Source organism: Desulfonatronum thiodismutans (genome assembly GCF_000717475.1).
Classification (GTDB): domain Bacteria; phylum Desulfobacterota; class Desulfovibrionia; order Desulfovibrionales; family Desulfonatronaceae; genus Desulfonatronum; species Desulfonatronum thiodismutans.
Genome location: NZ_JPIK01000018.1, coordinates 36,684 through 50,874, shown reverse-complemented (window position 1 = coordinate 50,874; position 14,191 = coordinate 36,684). Strand labels below are relative to the sequence as shown.

Here is a 14,191-nt window from a genome sequence, read left to right as displayed (position 1 = left end):
GCACGGTTCGCCGCGCGACCAACACCAACCGTTATTGATGAGGTACCACAACGTATGGACATTCTTCTTTCTGGACAAGCCGGTGAAAAGCACCTGCTGTTGGGCAACGAGGCCATCGTTCGCGGAGCACTGGAGGCCGGAGTCAGTTTTGTGTCCTGCTATCCTGGCACTCCGTCGTCCGAGGTTCCGGACACCTTTTTTCGACTCAGCGACAAAGGCGGCTACGGCTTCGAATACTCGACCAACGAAAAGGTCGCCCTGGAGGTTGGTATCGGGGCCACATTGGGCGGGGCGTCGACCCTGGTGACCATGAAGCACGTTGGAGTGAACGTGGCTGCCGACCCGCTGATGAGCGTGGCCTATTTCGGAGCCCCCGGCGGTCTGGTGCTGCTCAGCGCGGACGATCCGGGTTGCCACTCAAGCCAGAACGAACAGGACAACCGCTACTATGCCCGGCTGGCGGGCATGCCTTGCCTGGAGCCCTCCAGCGCGCAGGAAATGAAGGACATGACCAGGGCGGCCATGGACCTGTCCCGGCAGTTTGAGCAGCCGGTCATGTTGCGTACCAGCACCCGGGTCAACCACCAGCGCGGCGAAGTGGTCTTCGGCGAGATGCAACCGCCGGTGCAGGGCGCGCCCTTTGTTTCCGACCCTCGACGGTTCGTGATCGTTCCGGCCGTGGCCCGGGCCAGGCATAAAATTTTGCTGCAGAAGCTGGAAGAATTGCGGCAAGAAGCGGAAAAATCCCCGCTGAACAAGGTCTCCGGTCAGGGCGACGTGGGCTGTATCAGCTCGGGCGTCAGCAGGGTCTACCTCAAGGACGCCCTGACGGATCTGGACCTGCTGGACAAGGTCCGGGTGCTGGAACTGGGCTTTTCCTACCCGCTGCCGGAAAAAATGATCGAGGACTTTTTGCGCGGGTTGTCCAAGGTGATTATCGTGGAAGAGGGTGAACCGATCCTGGAGACCGAAATCAGCGCCCTGGCCCACCGCCTGGGCATCGAGGTGGAAATCCACGGCAAGAGCGAGCACCTGCCGCATTTTGACGAATATTCCTCGCTGATCGTCAAGCAAGGCTTGAGCGCGGCCCTGGGATTGCCTCAAACCGCGGCAAAACCCTGCCCCGCGCCGCAAGGCCTGCCCATGCGCCCCCCGAACATGTGTCCCGGCTGTCCGCACCGGGCCGCGTTCTACAGCGTGCGCCAGGTGTTCGGCGACGAGGCGCTCTACTCCTCGGACATCGGCTGCTATACCCTGGGGGTCCTGCCGCCGCTGCGGGCCGCGGACACCTGCGTGTGCATGGGCGCCTCCATCTCCACGGGCTCGGGGCTGGCAAAGGTCAGCGGTCGCACCGTGGTGGCCTATATCGGGGACTCCACCTTCTTTCATTCCGGAATCACCGGCCTGGCCAACGCCGTATTCAACCACCACGATCTGCTGGTGATCATCCTGGACAACAAGACCACAGCCATGACCGGCCAGCAGCCCCATCCTGGAGTGGAACACACCTCCAAGGGGCCGAACACGGCCCGGGTGGACATCCTGGCCCTGGTCAAGGCCTGCGGGGTGGAGCACGTCCGGGTCCAGAACCCGTTGAACATGAAGGCCACCAAGGAAGTTCTGGAGGAGCTCAAGGCCCTGTCCGGGGTCCGGGTGCTCATCGCCGAAGAGCCCTGCCCGCTCTTCGCCCGCCGGGTCATGGGTCGGAAACGCCCGGCCACGGCCGTGGTGGAGGAAGGCTGCGACGGGTGCAACGAATGCATGGATCATCTCGCCTGTCCGGCCTTTTTCACCCAGGACGGGAAAATGGTCATCAATCCTGACCAGTGCAACGGCTGCATGTTCTGTGTGCAGCTTTGCGAACACATCAAACCCCGGAAAAGGAGCTAACCATGTCCCGTTTGCGTATTTTCTTCACCGGCGTAGGCGGACAGGGCACGGTCACGGCAACCCGCCTGCTGGCTCAGGCCGCTCTGGATGAAGGCATTCCCGTAGTTGCCGGGGAAGTGCACGGCATGGCCCAGCGCGGCGGCATCGTGGAATCCACGGTGCTCATGGGCGGATACGTCAATCCCCGGATCAGCCCGGGCGAGGCCGACGTGCTGTTGGGGTTCGAACCATTGGAAACCCTGCGCGCCCTGCCCTATCTCGCCTCGGACGGCCTGATCCTGAGCAGCAGCGAGCAACTGCCCCCGGTCAGCGTATGTTGCGGACGGGAGCAGTCTCCGCCCTTCGAAGAAATGGAACGCATGGTCCGGGAATGCACTCCGCACGTGCACTTCCTGCCCTGCCAACGCCTGGGCCTGGAAGCCGGGGCATTACAGGCCGGAAACTTGGCATTGCTGGGCGCGCTCTGCGCTCTGAACCGCCTGCCCTTCGGTCTCGAGCGCATGGAGAAGACCATCACGGCTTCTCTGGCGCCCAAACTGGTGGACGCCAACGTCAAGGCCCTGCGTCTCGGCGCCGCGGCCGTGGCCTGATCAGCCCCCCTAACCTCTTCAAGGGCGCGGCGGTTCGTCTCACGCGAGCGCCGCGCCCTTGTCCTTTATCGAACTCGACCCTTCGTCGACCAAGGAACCCATGCCTTCCCGAGCCGTCACACTGGACAACCTCTCCCTGAGTCTGGATACCTTGAAGGAAATTCTGGATCAGATGCAGCCGGACGTGCATCTGGAAACCAGCCTGAAGGCCGTGCTCCAGGTTCTGTCCCACAACCTGGGGTACGTACGCAACTTTCTGGCCATTTACGATTCCGAAACCCGCAGCCTGAAGCTCAGCCTGACCCACGGCCCCCAGAAGCCGTCACAGGTTTCTTACGGGGAGGGCCAGGGCGTCACTGGACAGGTGCTGTCCAAAGGCGAGGCGATCATCGTCCCGGTGATCGGAGAACACCCGGATTTCCTGAACTGGGCCTTTGGCCGGGGCAAGGAGGAGATGGACACCTTGGCCTTTATCTGCGTCCCCGTGGTGCAGGAAGGCGGTGAGAACAAGGAGCGGGAAATCCTTGGCGTGCTCAGCGTGGATCTGCCCACGGCGCCGATGCAGGTTTTGCAGACCCACTGCCGCTTTTTGGAGGTGGTGGCCCGGATCATCGCCCACCGGGTGGCCCGGCTCCAGGAGGACATGGCCCGGCAGCAGCACTTTCTGGAACAAGGGCTGGCCGTCTACGATCCCGGCTTTTCGCCCAAGAACATCGTTCATGCTTCAAAGAGCATGCGCCTGGTCTTGCAACAGATTTCCCAGGTGGCCCCCAGCCGGGCCACGGTCCTGCTGCGCGGCGAATCCGGCACGGGCAAGGAATTGCTGGCCGAGGCCATCCACACGGCCAGCCCCAGGGCTGGTCAGCCGTTGATCCGCCTGAACTGCGCGGCCCTGCCCGCTGAACTGGTGGAGAGCGAGCTGTTCGGCCATGAAAAAGGGGCCTTTACCGGGGCGGTCCAGAGCAAAAAGGGCCGCTTCGAGCTGGCCCATCAGGGGACGCTGTTTTTGGACGAAATCGGTGAACTCAGCCTGGACGCCCAGGCCAAGGTGCTCCGGGCCATCCAGGAAAAGGAAATCCAGCGCTTGGGCAGCGAGCAGACCATCACCGTGGACACCCGGCTGGTCTGCGCCACCAACCGCCCCCTGGAAGACCTGATCGCAGCCGGGCAATTCCGTGAGGACCTGTTTTACCGGATCAACGTCTTCCCCATTTACGTCCAGCCCCTGCGGGAACGCCGGGAGGACATCCTGCCCATGGCCGAGCATTTTCTGAGTGCCTACGCCAAGGAATACGGCAAAGAGATCAAACGCATCTCCACCCCGGCCCTGGATTTGCTGACCCAGTACCATTGGCCCGGCAACGCCAGGGAGCTGCGCAACTGCCTGGAACGGGCCGTGCTGCTCTGCACCGAGGAAGTCATCCGCACCTACCACCTCCCCCCGACCCTCCAGACCGCCGAAAGCTCGGCCACGGACATGGACCTCTCCTTCGGCGAGGCCGTGGCCAAATTCGAGCAGGAAATCATCGTTGACGCCCTGAAAAAGGCCCGGGGCAACATGCTTCAGGCGGCCCGCGAACTGCGCATCAGCTACCGGATCGTGAACTACAAGATCAAGAAATACGGGATAGAGCCAAAGAAATTCGCTACCAAGCTCGCCAACAAGTAGGGGCGGGTTTCAAACCCGCCCCAAAAACAGCCCCAAAATCCACCTTTCCCTCACCTCCGATAAAACGCCGCCCCATCCGGGATATTGTCCAGACAACCCAACATGATCTGGCGCCGCCGTCCCGGGTTGAGCAGCTCCATGAACGCGGGAAGGTCGAATTCCGAGGCGGCCGCCGCGACGTCCTCCGAGGCGTCGGCGGATTCGGGCAAGAGTCCGACAAACAGATCAATCACATCGGATTTCACGATCCTGGTCAGCAATTCCTCCACGACCGAATCTTCCAGGTTCAGCAAGTCGGCGCAGTGCTTGATTTCCGTGAACCGGGCCGGAAAATGCTCCGGCGGCCAGCGTCTGGCCAGCTTGACGAAGGCCTGCCTGACTTCCTCCGTCGTGGCGTCCGGGGAAACACGAAGGGTGCGGGTGCATTTTTCAAACATGGTATGTCTCTTTAGAAAAGGGTTCGCTGCTTTTTGCGCTGGATGGCTTGTCGCCTTTGCTTTGGCGTGGTTTTGGGAAGCAGATTTTTTTGGACGAGGACCAGCGCTTCCTTGAAGTCCGCGCTGGGAGGATCGGCGACCCAGCCTCGCTCGCCCCAGAAGGCCAGCAGCTCAGGGAACATCTCCTTGCGTCCGAAGTCCTCCAGTTCAGTGACCACCCGCAGCCATTCGTTCCGGCAGGTAAGCTCCTCCGGGATGCGGAAAATCACGTCCAGCAGGAATTGCCTGCTGACCACCGACCCTCCTCGCCAGGACAGCATCAACATGAGCAACTTGACCGCCAGCCCCGGCGGTGGGAAGCCCGTAAAAAACGCTGCAGCCTGCTTCTTGCCCTTGGGCAGGGTATCAAAGCCGGTTTGGCTGATCATGCGGAAAAATCCGGAAAGCGGGGCGGTATCAGGCAGATTATCCGCCATGTAACGCAGGAAATTCTCATCGGGCCTGCTCCCCAAAAGCATCCGAAAGAACGGATTGGCGGACTCCATGCTAATGGTGCGATCAACGACGGCTGTTGCCGCTGCATCCAGGAGCCGCGACCAGGAAGGGCCTTCCAAGTACGGCCGCCAAGCTTCCAGGGCTTCCTCGGCGGCCTCTGAAAAGTCCAGACCTCCAACAAGATCTTCACAGTCCTTTTCACTCAGGGTCATGGCCTGCTGATTCCGGTCGCCGGCCAATTTGTCCATGAGCGCTTTGGCCTCTTTGACGGAAAAGACCTCCTCGGCCAGTTCCGCAAGATGGAGCAGACTGATATTCGGAAACCGGGGTGGAGAAGCAAGTTCACGCAGGAAACGGACTTGTCTTTCGAGAAAGTCAAACGAGGCCGCCCTCACCATCTCGTCCCAAAGTGTAAACGGAAGCCTCCTGGACTGGTTCTGGATGCTCAGCCGCTCATGGATGTCAACCATGTCGCGCAGCCAGGCGGGTATGTTCGTCCGCACATCGTCCATCTCGGAATCATCCTGCTCAAAGGGCAGAGGGCTTCTTGACGCGGCAAGATCGCTCAGGGCCTTGATGCCCAGCGCCGTCAGGACGTAGCGCTCCCGGATCGACCAGACATCCGTCCGCAGCAGACGGACGCAGACATGGTGCAGCACCAGGCCCCGCGGGATTCCGTGCGTGGAAATATAGTCCAGGAAGGCGGCCTGGATCGCCTGAGACCGGGGGGCGGACCGCGCGGTTGGATTGAGCCTGGATGGATATAGCAGGCGCAAAGAACGCTGGAGTTCGGCCCGAACCCCTGGACCTAGCGATCGACCGGCCTGATCCAGGAGCATGTCGACCAGGCCATACAGCGCGGGATGGTCGGTGAAGGTGAATTTGTTGCGGGTGAGCATCCCCAGGACTTGCAACGCCGAGGCCGACTCCCCCTCGCGTTGAAGCTCAAAAAGATGTTTGCAGATCCCGACCAGGACTTGCAGGTCCACGGCAATGTTTCTTTTGCCCGCGGCCACAAGCGGGGAGGACAAGGCCTTGGCATGCTTCTCCAGGGTCTTGTATGTGCTGATGGTCCGGGACTGAAACCCGACCTCGCGCAGTTTTTCGCAACTTTGCACAAATCCCTTGAGCGCTTTGACGCCCTGGTCCGTGGCCCGCTTGGGCAGCCCCCGTTCAGCGACTTCCCGTGCGTCTCGAAGGGCGGTTTCCCGAGCCTCGATCATCGCGGCGCGCAGGGTGCCGAAAGGCGCAGGCAGGTCCGCTGGAACGGCCTCTAACTCGACAGATGAAACATCGGTATCCAGGGAGCGGTGGTAAAGCGCCGTCAATTCCAGACAGGCCTGGACTTCCCCTGGCAAAACTGGGCCTGAACGCAGCATTTCGAACAGGGACGGCAACATGTTCGGAGTCCGGTCCACGAACAGCGTTTGCACCAGCAGGTTGAATACCGCATCCCCCCAGCGGTCGTGGAGGTCCTGGGGCAGCGGTTCGGCGTGGCGGCGCAGATACATGGCCACGAATCCGTCCCATTTTCCCTCCTGCCAATAATGGCGCAGCTTGGATTCCGGCCTGGACTGCTGGGCGTGCTTTTGCTTTTTGCCTTTCTTGGACGGCTTGGTCCGTTTTTTGGCCATATCGCTCCCGCCTTGAATCCTAATCAGCTTTCAGTTCATCCAGAAAGTCCAACAACCGTTCCTCAGCCTCTTCCACTGCGTCGTCGTCCTCGCCCCCCAGGGCCTGTTCATAGGCCGTGATCAACTTCAGCAGATCGCCCGCCTCGGTGTTGCCGTCGTTTCGCAGTTGCTCCAAGGCATTGCGGGCTTTTTGGAGGATATAGTTCAAGAGTTGCGGAGACGTTTCCGCGTCGTCGGGCTCGCCGCCGTCCTCCTCCAGATCATCCAGATCCAGGTCGATAACCTCGTCTTCCAGCACGTCCCCGAACTGCTGCCCCCGCCGTCGGGAATCCAGGTTTGCTTCCTTCATCTTGCTGTAGCCCTTCTGCTCCACGCGGACGTGGATGATGCCGTCCAGGTCGTAGGCGTATTCGATGAGAATCGGGCAATGGGCCGGGGCCGGGGCCAATCGCAGGCCGATCTTGCCGATCAACTCGCACTCTTCCGGTTCCCGTGACTCACCCTGGTAAACCGTGACATTGACCTCGTCCTGCTCCGGAGCAACGGTGTAGAATAACTCGGAACGCCGCACCGGAACCTGGGTATTCCGGGGAATGATCGGAACCACTTGCAGTCGTCGTTCGAACTCTCCGGCCAACGCCGCCGTTCCCAATGAATGAGCCGTAACGTCGATGAAAACGTGTTCGCAGGACTGCCCGGTGATGATCCCGCCCTGGATGGCCGCGCCTTTGGCCACGCACAGGTCCGGATCCACCGGGGGCTTGCGGGAAGGGCCGAACATTTCGTCCATGAGCCGGATCACCGCCGGGATCCGGGTGCAGCCCCCCACCAACAGGACCTGATGAATGTCCGCGGCGCTCAGACTGGCTTCGCCCAGGGCCTTGTTCACCTCGTCCCGAGTGGCATCCAGATAGTCCTGGATCATGTCCTCGAATCGCTCCCGGGACAGTTCCAGGCTAATGTCGATGGTATTGTCGCCTCCCACAGGCAGCAGGGCTTCTTCGATCCGGACGTAAGGCACCGTGGACAAGCCGATCTTGGCCCGTTCGGCCGCGGCCAGGAGCCGGGCCATGGCTGGGCGGTGGGGGCGAGGGTCGAGATGATGCTTTGTTTTGATATGGTCGACGCAAAACTCCAGAATTTTCTGGTCAAAGTCGTCCCCGCCCAGGCGGGTGTTGCCCGTGCTGGCCAGAACTTCGGTGATCTCGCCGATGCGCAGGACGGACACATCGAAGGTCCCTCCGCCCAGGTCGTAGACCACGGCCAACTGCTCGCCGTTGCCGACTGGTTCGTCCAATTGGAGGTGGTTGTAGAACAAGGCCGCCGCGCTGGGCTCGTTGATGATCCGCTCCACCTTCAGCCCGGCAAGTTCGCCCGACGCGCGCGTGGCCCGGCGCTGGGCGTCTGAAAAATAGGCCGGCACGGTGATCACCACATTGTTCACCTCTTCGTCCAACTGGCTTTCGGCCTGTTCCTTGAGGTAGGTCAGAATATGGGCTGAAACCTGCTCCGGTGAATAGGATTTTCCCGCGATTTCAACGGGGCCTGGATCACCCATGCGCCGTTTGATGGAGGCGATGGTCTGCTCCGGGTACAGCAGGGCGCGATTCCGGGCGCGTTGGCCCACGATGACCGAATCTCCGTCAAAACTGACCACCGAAGGGACGATGGGGGACCCGTCCACCGGGATGACTTCGGGCTTGCCGTCCCGAAGCAGACTGATGCAGGAATTGGTAGTGCCGAGATCAATGCCGAAAATGGAAGTCATGAATCTTCTCCGTGCAGGATGCTGAGATGAGAGGTGCGCTTGTTGACCACAACCAGGGCAGGAGGGTTGGTATGTCCACCAACCAGGAAACCTGGCCGGACCACATCCAGGACGGTCGCGTCCGGAAAACCTGGATCGTCGCGGGTGTCGCAGGCTTGATGCCGGGCGTCGTCAAACGCCTCGTGCAGATCCCAGATGATTTCAATGCCCTGGGACTCCAGGAACATGCTGAACTTGTTTTCTGCTTGGCGCAGGGACTCGTCCCCGCCGTCCTGGTGCGCGATGTAACGGACAAATGCCTCGGCAAAGGCCAAAAGTTCCTGCTGCCCACTGTCCTGGCGTTCGGCAAGCAGGGCGTACACCGCATCCAACTTTTGCTCTTGGGACTCCCGGATCATGTCCAGGGCCACGCCCTGACGGCGAACCTGGGTGGCCGTCTTGCGCAGGGCTTCGTCGATACGTTCCAACGAGGCCTCGAATCGTTCACCCAAGGAATCTATCCGGTCTTGGAGTTCGGCGCGGATCGGTTCCAACGGATCGGGCTTTTTCTTGAAAAAGGAAAACAAATCACTTCTCCATAATGGATGGTTTTGGGGTTCACGGTTGGAGGGTGGCACGAGCGCGGTCAGGTGGAGGGGCGGTTCGCGAACCGCCCCTACTTCGGCAGAATACGCAGATAGAGGTCGCCTTGCCAGGGGCCGATCTTGCGGCCTTTGCCTTTAAGCCGGACGGGTTGGCCAGGGATGAAGTCCGGCGGCAGGGCCACGTCCAGGGTGGTGGCAGGGCCGCGCCAGCCTTGTTGGATCTGGATGCGGACGTGTTTGCCGGGAAAAAGTTGGCGGCGGGGAAAGGAGACCGTCTGTTCGTCGTCCAACTGTCGGCGCAGCCAGCTTCCAACGCGGTCCTTGAGGCTTCGGGAGAAGTCCAGCTCCAGCTTGCGATCCCCCCATTCCACGCGCAGCACCTTCTTGGCATGTTCCTCGGCGGACGCCGCGGTCCGTTCGCGTCCCGTTCCTCGAACCTGACTGTAGATGTCTTCATAGACCTGACGGGCGAAGGGGTCCTTGAGCAGATCCTTAAGCAGATCCTCCCGCTGGTACGCCGCTTGGCGGCGATAGCGGGAGTGGGCAGTCTTGGCGTAGCGGGAACTGGAGAACCAATCGCTTTCCGATGCGCCCGTCGAAGCACCTGGCGAAGCGCCGCCCGGCGTTTCTTGAGCGTCTTTGGGTCGCTTGCCGTCGGCTTGTGGACGGCGGCTTTTCGGTCCCGGAGGCGGTTGACCAGCGGCTTCGGATTGGGTTTCCAGATGGCGGGAAACCGTGATGTAGGCCTCGTTCAGTTCCTGAAACCGGCGGGATGCGTCGGGCATGTCCGGATGCAGATCCGGATGATAGGCAAAGGCCAGCTTGCGGAAGGCCTTTTTGACGTCTTCCAGGGTGGCGCTGGGCGAGACGCCCAGGATTTTGTAGCTGCGATTCAAAGACATGGCTGAACCGGTCCGGGAAGAGTGACTTCAGGTCATGCGGCCAGGGGCGATCAGGAGGCGTCTTGCGCATCCCTCCCGCGCAGGGCATTCGGGCCGACATCCGAGGACGGTTCCACCTCCAGGCTCCGCAGATACGTCTCTCCCTGGGCGACGAACTCGACATGCCCCGGTCCGGGATTGATGCCCGGGCAGGCGTCCTGGGCCATTTCCCAACTTGTCGCGTCCACCATGTTGCCCCGAAAAAAAGGCCAGGCGCGACAGATCGTGGGTTTGGCCGGATGCACGGAGCAGCCCTCGGCGAAGAAGATGCACCATCCTTTGGCGTCGGTCCGCAACCGATTCTTGCCGCCGACCGTCTCCACGTAGGCGGCGGCAAAAGCCTGGCGCTCCATGCCCAAATGGCCGCAAAGGCGGTCCACGTCGGTTTCGGTGAGCACGATGCCTCCTTCGCCCTGGCAGCAACCGCCGCAGCGCAGACAGGTGAACGCGGCGTTTTCCTTTGGATTATCCATGGTCGGCAAGGCGTTGGTGTTCAATCATCAGGCAAAGGTCTTCAACCACATGCACGCCGGCCGCCTCAAGCAATTCACGGGCTTCGTGGTTGGTTATGCCGGTCTGCATCCAGAATATTCCGGGCAAAGGAGACAGTTCCAGGCATTCCCGGGCATGATCCGCGCAGAACTGGGGAGCGCGAAAAACGTCCACGAGGTCGATGGGTTCGGGAATATCGCGGAGCCGGGCATAGGTGGGCAATCCCCAGACGTCCTTGCGAACGGGGTGAACGGGGAAAATGGTGAAACCGCTGTTGATCAGGTACCGGCCGACCCGGTCCACGGGACGCCCTGGGACGTCCTTGGCCCCGAGCACGGCGATGGTCTTGACCTGAGCCAGACGGGCGGCTAGCTCAGCGAGATTGAGCATGTGAGGACTCCTTTGAGGGACAAGCCGCTGGGCGGCGAGTTGAACCGAAAAAGGTCTACCTCACGATTTTGGGCAAGTAAACAGTTACGGTTGTTGCGAATCAACAGCACGAGGGCGGGAATTGAAATGGCGGAACAACGCATCAGCGCGGCGGAAGCCCTGGGACTCTGGAACGATTCGAACGTCATCGAAATCGGGGCCCTGGCCCATGCCGAAAGGACGGCCCTGCATCCCCAGGCCGTGGTCACGTATATCGTGGACAGAAACATCAACTACACCAACATCTGCGTGTCCGGGTGCCGATTTTGCGCCTTCTTTCGACCGCCGGGCCATGCCGAAGGCTATGTCCTGGGACTGGACGAACTGGGCGTGAAGGTTCGGGAAACCATGGAGCTCGGCGGGCGACAGATCCTGCTCCAGGGCGGGATGAACCCGGAATTGAGCCTGGATTTCTACCGGATCATGCTCACGTTTCTGAAGCGGGAATTTCCGGAAGTGGCCGTACACGGCTTCTCCCCCCCGGAGATCGTGTTTTTGTCCGAGACATCCGGCATGAGCGTAGCCGAAGTGGTGGCCCGCCTTGCCGCGGCGGGCCTGGATTCCATTCCCGGCGGAGGGGCGGAAATTCTGGTGGACCACGTCCGCACCCGGATCTCGCCCCATAAATGCTCCGCCGCCAAATGGCTGGAAGTCATGGAATGCGCCCACCGTCAGGGATTGAAGACCACGGCGACCATGATGTTCGGGCACGGGGAAAGGATCGAAGATCGGTTGGAGCACCTGGGAAAGCTGCGCGACCTGCAGGACCAAACCGGCGGATTCACCGCGTTCATTCCCTGGACCTTTCAGCCCCGCAACACCCAGATCGACGTCCCCGAAGCCTCTTCCGTGGAATACCTGAAGTTTCTGGCCCTCAGCCGTCTCTATCTGGACAACGTCCCGCACATCCAGGCTTCCTGGGTCACCCAGGGCCCCCTGGTGGGCCAGATGGCCCTGCACTGGGGCGCGGACGACATGGGGTCGACCATGATCGAGGAAAACGTCGTCGCCGCCGCCGGGGTCCGCTTCCTGCTCCCCGAGGAGGATCTGCGGGCCATCGTCGAGGGCGCGGGATTCACCCCCATGCGCCGACGAATGGATTATTCACCGGCGTGAGGTTCTCCGTTGCCAGCGACGAGCGTACTACAAACAGCGCTTTCTATCTGACACAGACGTTTTCCGGCTGCTTGACCAGGCTTTCAGCGGGTATGCCCAGATTTTTGTGCAACTGCCAGACCATTTTCAAGGTCAATGGTCGCTTGCGGTTGAGTATCTCATAAACTCGGTTGCTGCGTCCGATCATGGGTTCCAGGTCTTTTGGCCGAAGCCCCAATTGATCCATACGGAATTTGATTGCTTCCACCGGATCGGGAAGCTCCATGGGGAAATACTTCCGCTCATACGCTTCGACCAGCGTAACCAGAATGTCGAGAAGATCGCCTTCCGGCGTATTCGCTTCAGCCGTCATGAGGCCTTCAATTCGTTCAAGGGTTGAACGGTAATCGTGCTCCGTGCGAAGCGGCTTGATATCCATGGCGTTGTCCTCAAATTGTTTGTGCGTCGATGGCGTCATATTCCGCGTGAGTGCCGATAAACCTGACATAGACGACCCGATAAGGGTAGTTGATCCATGTTACCAGGCGATATTTGTTTCCCGCGATGTTGAAAACCACCCTGCCGTCGCGCAAAATACTGGCGCTGCCGAAATCCGCCTTCAACTCGGCCGGAGAGGCCCAGTCGGCCTTGGAAATTTGGCGGTACCAAGCCAATATCGGTTCTTTTGCGTCGATATGCGCGGAGTTTTGCTCCCAAAAGCTTTTCAAGGTGGACAGTGCGATGACGCGCATGCCTTTCTTTTAGTCCCATTATGGGACCAAAGCAAGTTTTTCACGAACCTGCCTTGGGGCAAACCGGCTTCCACACCCTACAACCCCTTGATGATCAACGGCCCTCTTCCGCACTGGGGGAGGCCGAGGCATATTTCAGCTGTTGACCATCAGTACTGAAATGGAGGTATAAAATGAGTTTTGAAGCATTGGAGCGCATCCCGGAAGAAGAGCTGGTCCGGCGGTGGGAGCGGTGTCGGTCCTTGTTGCGGACCCAATTGCCCGACGCTGGCGGCGTGCTCGTTTTTTCGCGGTTGAACATCTACTACTTCACCGGATCCTGGGCCAACGGGGTGTTCTGGCTGCCGATAGAAGGGCGGCCGGTGCTGCTGGTCCGGCGGGGGATCGAGCGGGTTCAGCTGGAGTCCGCGGTGGAGCATGTGGGCGTTTACCGGTCGTTTCGGGAGCTGCCCGGTTTGGCCGGGGAGGCCGGTTCGCCCCTGTCCGATGTCGTCGGCGTGGAGATGTCCGGACTGACCTGGGCCCTGGGTCAGGGCCTAGCCAGGCATCTGAGCGGACATGACCTGCGTTCCGCCGATGGCCTGCTGAACCAGACCAGAGCCGTCAAGACCCAGTGGGAGCTGGCCAAGATGCGCCTGGTCGGCGCTCGGCATGACCACTGCCTGCGGGAGCTGCTGGCAAAGCGGATCGCGCCGGGCATGACCGAGCGGGAAATCTCGATCCGGATTTGGGAGGTGTTTTTCAGCCAGGGCCATCACGGGCTGTTGCGGATGCAGAACCATGGGGAGGAAATTTTCCTGGGCCACGTGTCCGCTGGTGACAGCGCCAACTATCCCAGCGTGTTCGACGGCCCGGTGGGGCTGCGCGGGGCCCACCCGGCCGTGACCCACATGGGATATGCCGGAACGGTCTGGAAAGCCGGGACCCCACTGACCCTGGACGTGGGCTTCGGCCTGGAAGGCTACCAGACGGACAAGACCCAGGTCTACTGGGCGGGCACACCCGAGGATATCCCGGAGCAGGCCCGTCGCGCCCACGAGTTCTGCATCGCCGTCCAGGGGTGGCTGGCCGAATACATGAGGCCCGGAGCCGTTCCGAGCCGGTTGTTCCAGCATTGCTGGGACTGGGCCGAACAGGAGGGCTGGGGCGAAGGGTTCATGGCCCTGGGCGGGAACAAGGTCCGCTTTCTGGGCCACGGCATCGGCCTGGCCATCGACGAATGGCCGGCCCTGGCCAAGGGTTTCGAGGCCCCGCTGGAACAGGGCATGGTCCTGGCCCTGGAACCGAAGATAGGGCTGCCTGGGCTGGGCATGGTCGGGGTGGAAAACACCTTTGAGGTCACCCCGAACGGCGGACGCTGCCTGACCGGAAGCGATTATTCCATGGTCTGCGTGGCTGCGGACTGAACGAATGCG

14 protein-coding genes are annotated in these 14,191 nt (G+C 61.1%); 5 read left to right on the top strand and 9 right to left on the bottom strand.

Going from position 1 to position 14,191, the window contains the following annotated elements:
* The first annotated feature begins 54 nt into the window (after window positions 1-54).
* From iorA to GY33_RS0113280, 3 genes are all read left to right on the top strand, one after another.
* Window positions 55-1,890 (top strand): indolepyruvate ferredoxin oxidoreductase subunit alpha, encoded by a 1,836-nt coding sequence (iorA, locus tag GY33_RS0113290; protein WP_031387800.1) that lies wholly within the window; start codon window positions 55-57, stop codon window positions 1,888-1,890.
* 2 nt (window positions 1,891-1,892) lie between these two features.
* Window positions 1,893-2,480: an indolepyruvate oxidoreductase subunit beta gene (locus GY33_RS0113285; protein WP_031387799.1), complete on the top strand. Its 588-nt coding sequence runs from the start codon at window positions 1,893-1,895 to the stop codon at window positions 2,478-2,480.
* A gap of 100 nt (window positions 2,481-2,580) precedes the next feature.
* Window positions 2,581-4,149 (top strand): sigma-54-dependent Fis family transcriptional regulator, encoded by a 1,569-nt coding sequence (locus tag GY33_RS0113280; RefSeq protein WP_031387798.1) that lies wholly within the window; start codon window positions 2,581-2,583, stop codon window positions 4,147-4,149.
* A gap of 50 nt (window positions 4,150-4,199) precedes the next feature.
* Here the strand turns inward: GY33_RS0113280 and GY33_RS0113275 are convergent, their stop codons facing one another.
* The 7 genes from GY33_RS0113275 to GY33_RS0113245 all read right to left on the bottom strand — a co-directional run bounded on the left by GY33_RS0113275 (window position 4,200) and on the right by GY33_RS0113245 (window position 10,890).
* On the bottom strand, window positions 4,200-4,586 hold the full coding sequence (locus GY33_RS0113275; protein WP_031387797.1) for a J domain-containing protein: 387 nt from the start codon (window positions 4,584-4,586) through the stop codon (window positions 4,200-4,202).
* 11 nt (window positions 4,587-4,597) lie between these two features.
* Entirely contained in the window at window positions 4,598-6,715 is a 2,118-nt protein-coding gene (locus GY33_RS0113270) for a hypothetical protein (protein WP_031387796.1), read from the bottom strand.
* A 19-nt stretch (window positions 6,716-6,734) separates the two neighbouring features.
* A complete protein-coding gene (locus GY33_RS0113265) occupies window positions 6,735-8,483 on the bottom strand; it encodes an Hsp70 family protein (protein WP_031387795.1) in 1,749 nt (582 codons plus the stop codon).
* Window positions 8,480-9,049 (bottom strand): nucleotide exchange factor GrpE, encoded by a 570-nt coding sequence (gene grpE, locus GY33_RS0113260; RefSeq protein ID WP_031387794.1) that lies wholly within the window; start codon window positions 9,047-9,049, stop codon window positions 8,480-8,482. Before grpE ends, GY33_RS0113265 begins: the two co-directional genes overlap by 4 nt.
* Before the next feature lie 89 nt (window positions 9,050-9,138).
* Window positions 9,139-9,969 (bottom strand): J domain-containing protein, encoded by an 831-nt coding sequence (locus tag GY33_RS0113255; RefSeq protein ID WP_031387793.1) that lies wholly within the window; start codon window positions 9,967-9,969, stop codon window positions 9,139-9,141.
* Window positions 9,970-10,019: 50 nt separating this feature from the next.
* Entirely contained in the window at window positions 10,020-10,481 is a 462-nt protein-coding gene (locus GY33_RS0113250; RefSeq protein WP_031387792.1) for a YkgJ family cysteine cluster protein, read from the bottom strand.
* Window positions 10,474-10,890 (bottom strand): CoA-binding protein, encoded by a 417-nt coding sequence (locus tag GY33_RS0113245; RefSeq protein WP_031387791.1) that lies wholly within the window; start codon window positions 10,888-10,890, stop codon window positions 10,474-10,476. Before GY33_RS0113245 ends, GY33_RS0113250 begins: the two co-directional genes overlap by 8 nt.
* A 126-nt stretch (window positions 10,891-11,016) precedes the next feature.
* Between GY33_RS0113245 and mqnC the strand changes: the two genes are divergently transcribed.
* Entirely contained in the window at window positions 11,017-12,045 is a 1,029-nt protein-coding gene (gene mqnC / locus GY33_RS0113240) for a cyclic dehypoxanthinyl futalosine synthase (protein WP_031387790.1), read from the top strand.
* Window positions 12,046-12,088: 43 nt separating this feature from the next.
* On the opposite strand, the gene GY33_RS0113235 is transcribed toward mqnC, so the two are convergent.
* Entirely contained in the window at window positions 12,089-12,463 is a 375-nt protein-coding gene (locus tag GY33_RS0113235; protein ID WP_031387789.1) for a helix-turn-helix domain-containing protein, read from the bottom strand.
* A 10-nt stretch (window positions 12,464-12,473) separates the two neighbouring features.
* Window positions 12,474-12,776: a type II toxin-antitoxin system HigB family toxin gene (locus GY33_RS0113230; RefSeq protein WP_031387788.1), complete on the bottom strand. Its 303-nt coding sequence runs from the start codon at window positions 12,774-12,776 to the stop codon at window positions 12,474-12,476.
* 173 nt (window positions 12,777-12,949) lie between these two features.
* On the opposite strand from GY33_RS0113230, the gene GY33_RS0113225 reads away from it, so the two are divergent.
* Window positions 12,950-14,182 carry a M24 family metallopeptidase gene (locus GY33_RS0113225; RefSeq protein WP_031387787.1) on the top strand — a complete coding sequence of 411 codons (1,233 nt, stop codon included), beginning with the start codon at window positions 12,950-12,952 and terminating at the stop codon, window positions 14,180-14,182.
* Window positions 14,183-14,191 lie beyond the last annotated feature (9 nt).

Excerpts from the sequence above, each read along its gene's own strand:
- GY33_RS0113285 (WP_031387799.1), top strand. The coding sequence starts at position 1,893 with ATGTCCCGTTTGCGTATTTTCTTCACCGGCGTAGGCGGACAGGGCACG.
- GY33_RS0113250 (WP_031387792.1), bottom strand. The coding sequence starts at position 10,481 with ATGGATAATCCAAAGGAAAACGCCGCGTTCACCTGTCTGCGCTGCGGC.
- GY33_RS0113280 (WP_031387798.1), top strand. The coding sequence starts at position 2,581 with ATGCCTTCCCGAGCCGTCACACTGGACAACCTCTCCCTGAGTCTGGAT.
- GY33_RS0113275 (WP_031387797.1), bottom strand. The coding sequence starts at position 4,586 with ATGTTTGAAAAATGCACCCGCACCCTTCGTGTTTCCCCGGACGCCACG.
- GY33_RS0113255 (WP_031387793.1), bottom strand. The coding sequence starts at position 9,969 with ATGTCTTTGAATCGCAGCTACAAAATCCTGGGCGTCTCGCCCAGCGCC.
- mqnC (WP_031387790.1), top strand. The coding sequence starts at position 11,017 with ATGGCGGAACAACGCATCAGCGCGGCGGAAGCCCTGGGACTCTGGAAC.
- GY33_RS0113235 (WP_031387789.1), bottom strand. The coding sequence starts at position 12,463 with ATGGATATCAAGCCGCTTCGCACGGAGCACGATTACCGTTCAACCCTT.
- GY33_RS0113225 (WP_031387787.1), top strand. The coding sequence starts at position 12,950 with ATGAGTTTTGAAGCATTGGAGCGCATCCCGGAAGAAGAGCTGGTCCGG.
- GY33_RS0113230 (WP_031387788.1), bottom strand. The coding sequence starts at position 12,776 with ATGCGCGTCATCGCACTGTCCACCTTGAAAAGCTTTTGGGAGCAAAAC.
- GY33_RS0113265 (WP_031387795.1), bottom strand. The coding sequence starts at position 8,483 with ATGACTTCCATTTTCGGCATTGATCTCGGCACTACCAATTCCTGCATC.
- GY33_RS0113270 (WP_031387796.1), bottom strand. The coding sequence starts at position 6,715 with ATGGCCAAAAAACGGACCAAGCCGTCCAAGAAAGGCAAAAAGCAAAAG.
- iorA (WP_031387800.1), top strand. The coding sequence starts at position 55 with ATGGACATTCTTCTTTCTGGACAAGCCGGTGAAAAGCACCTGCTGTTG.
- GY33_RS0113245 (WP_031387791.1), bottom strand. The coding sequence starts at position 10,890 with ATGCTCAATCTCGCTGAGCTAGCCGCCCGTCTGGCTCAGGTCAAGACC.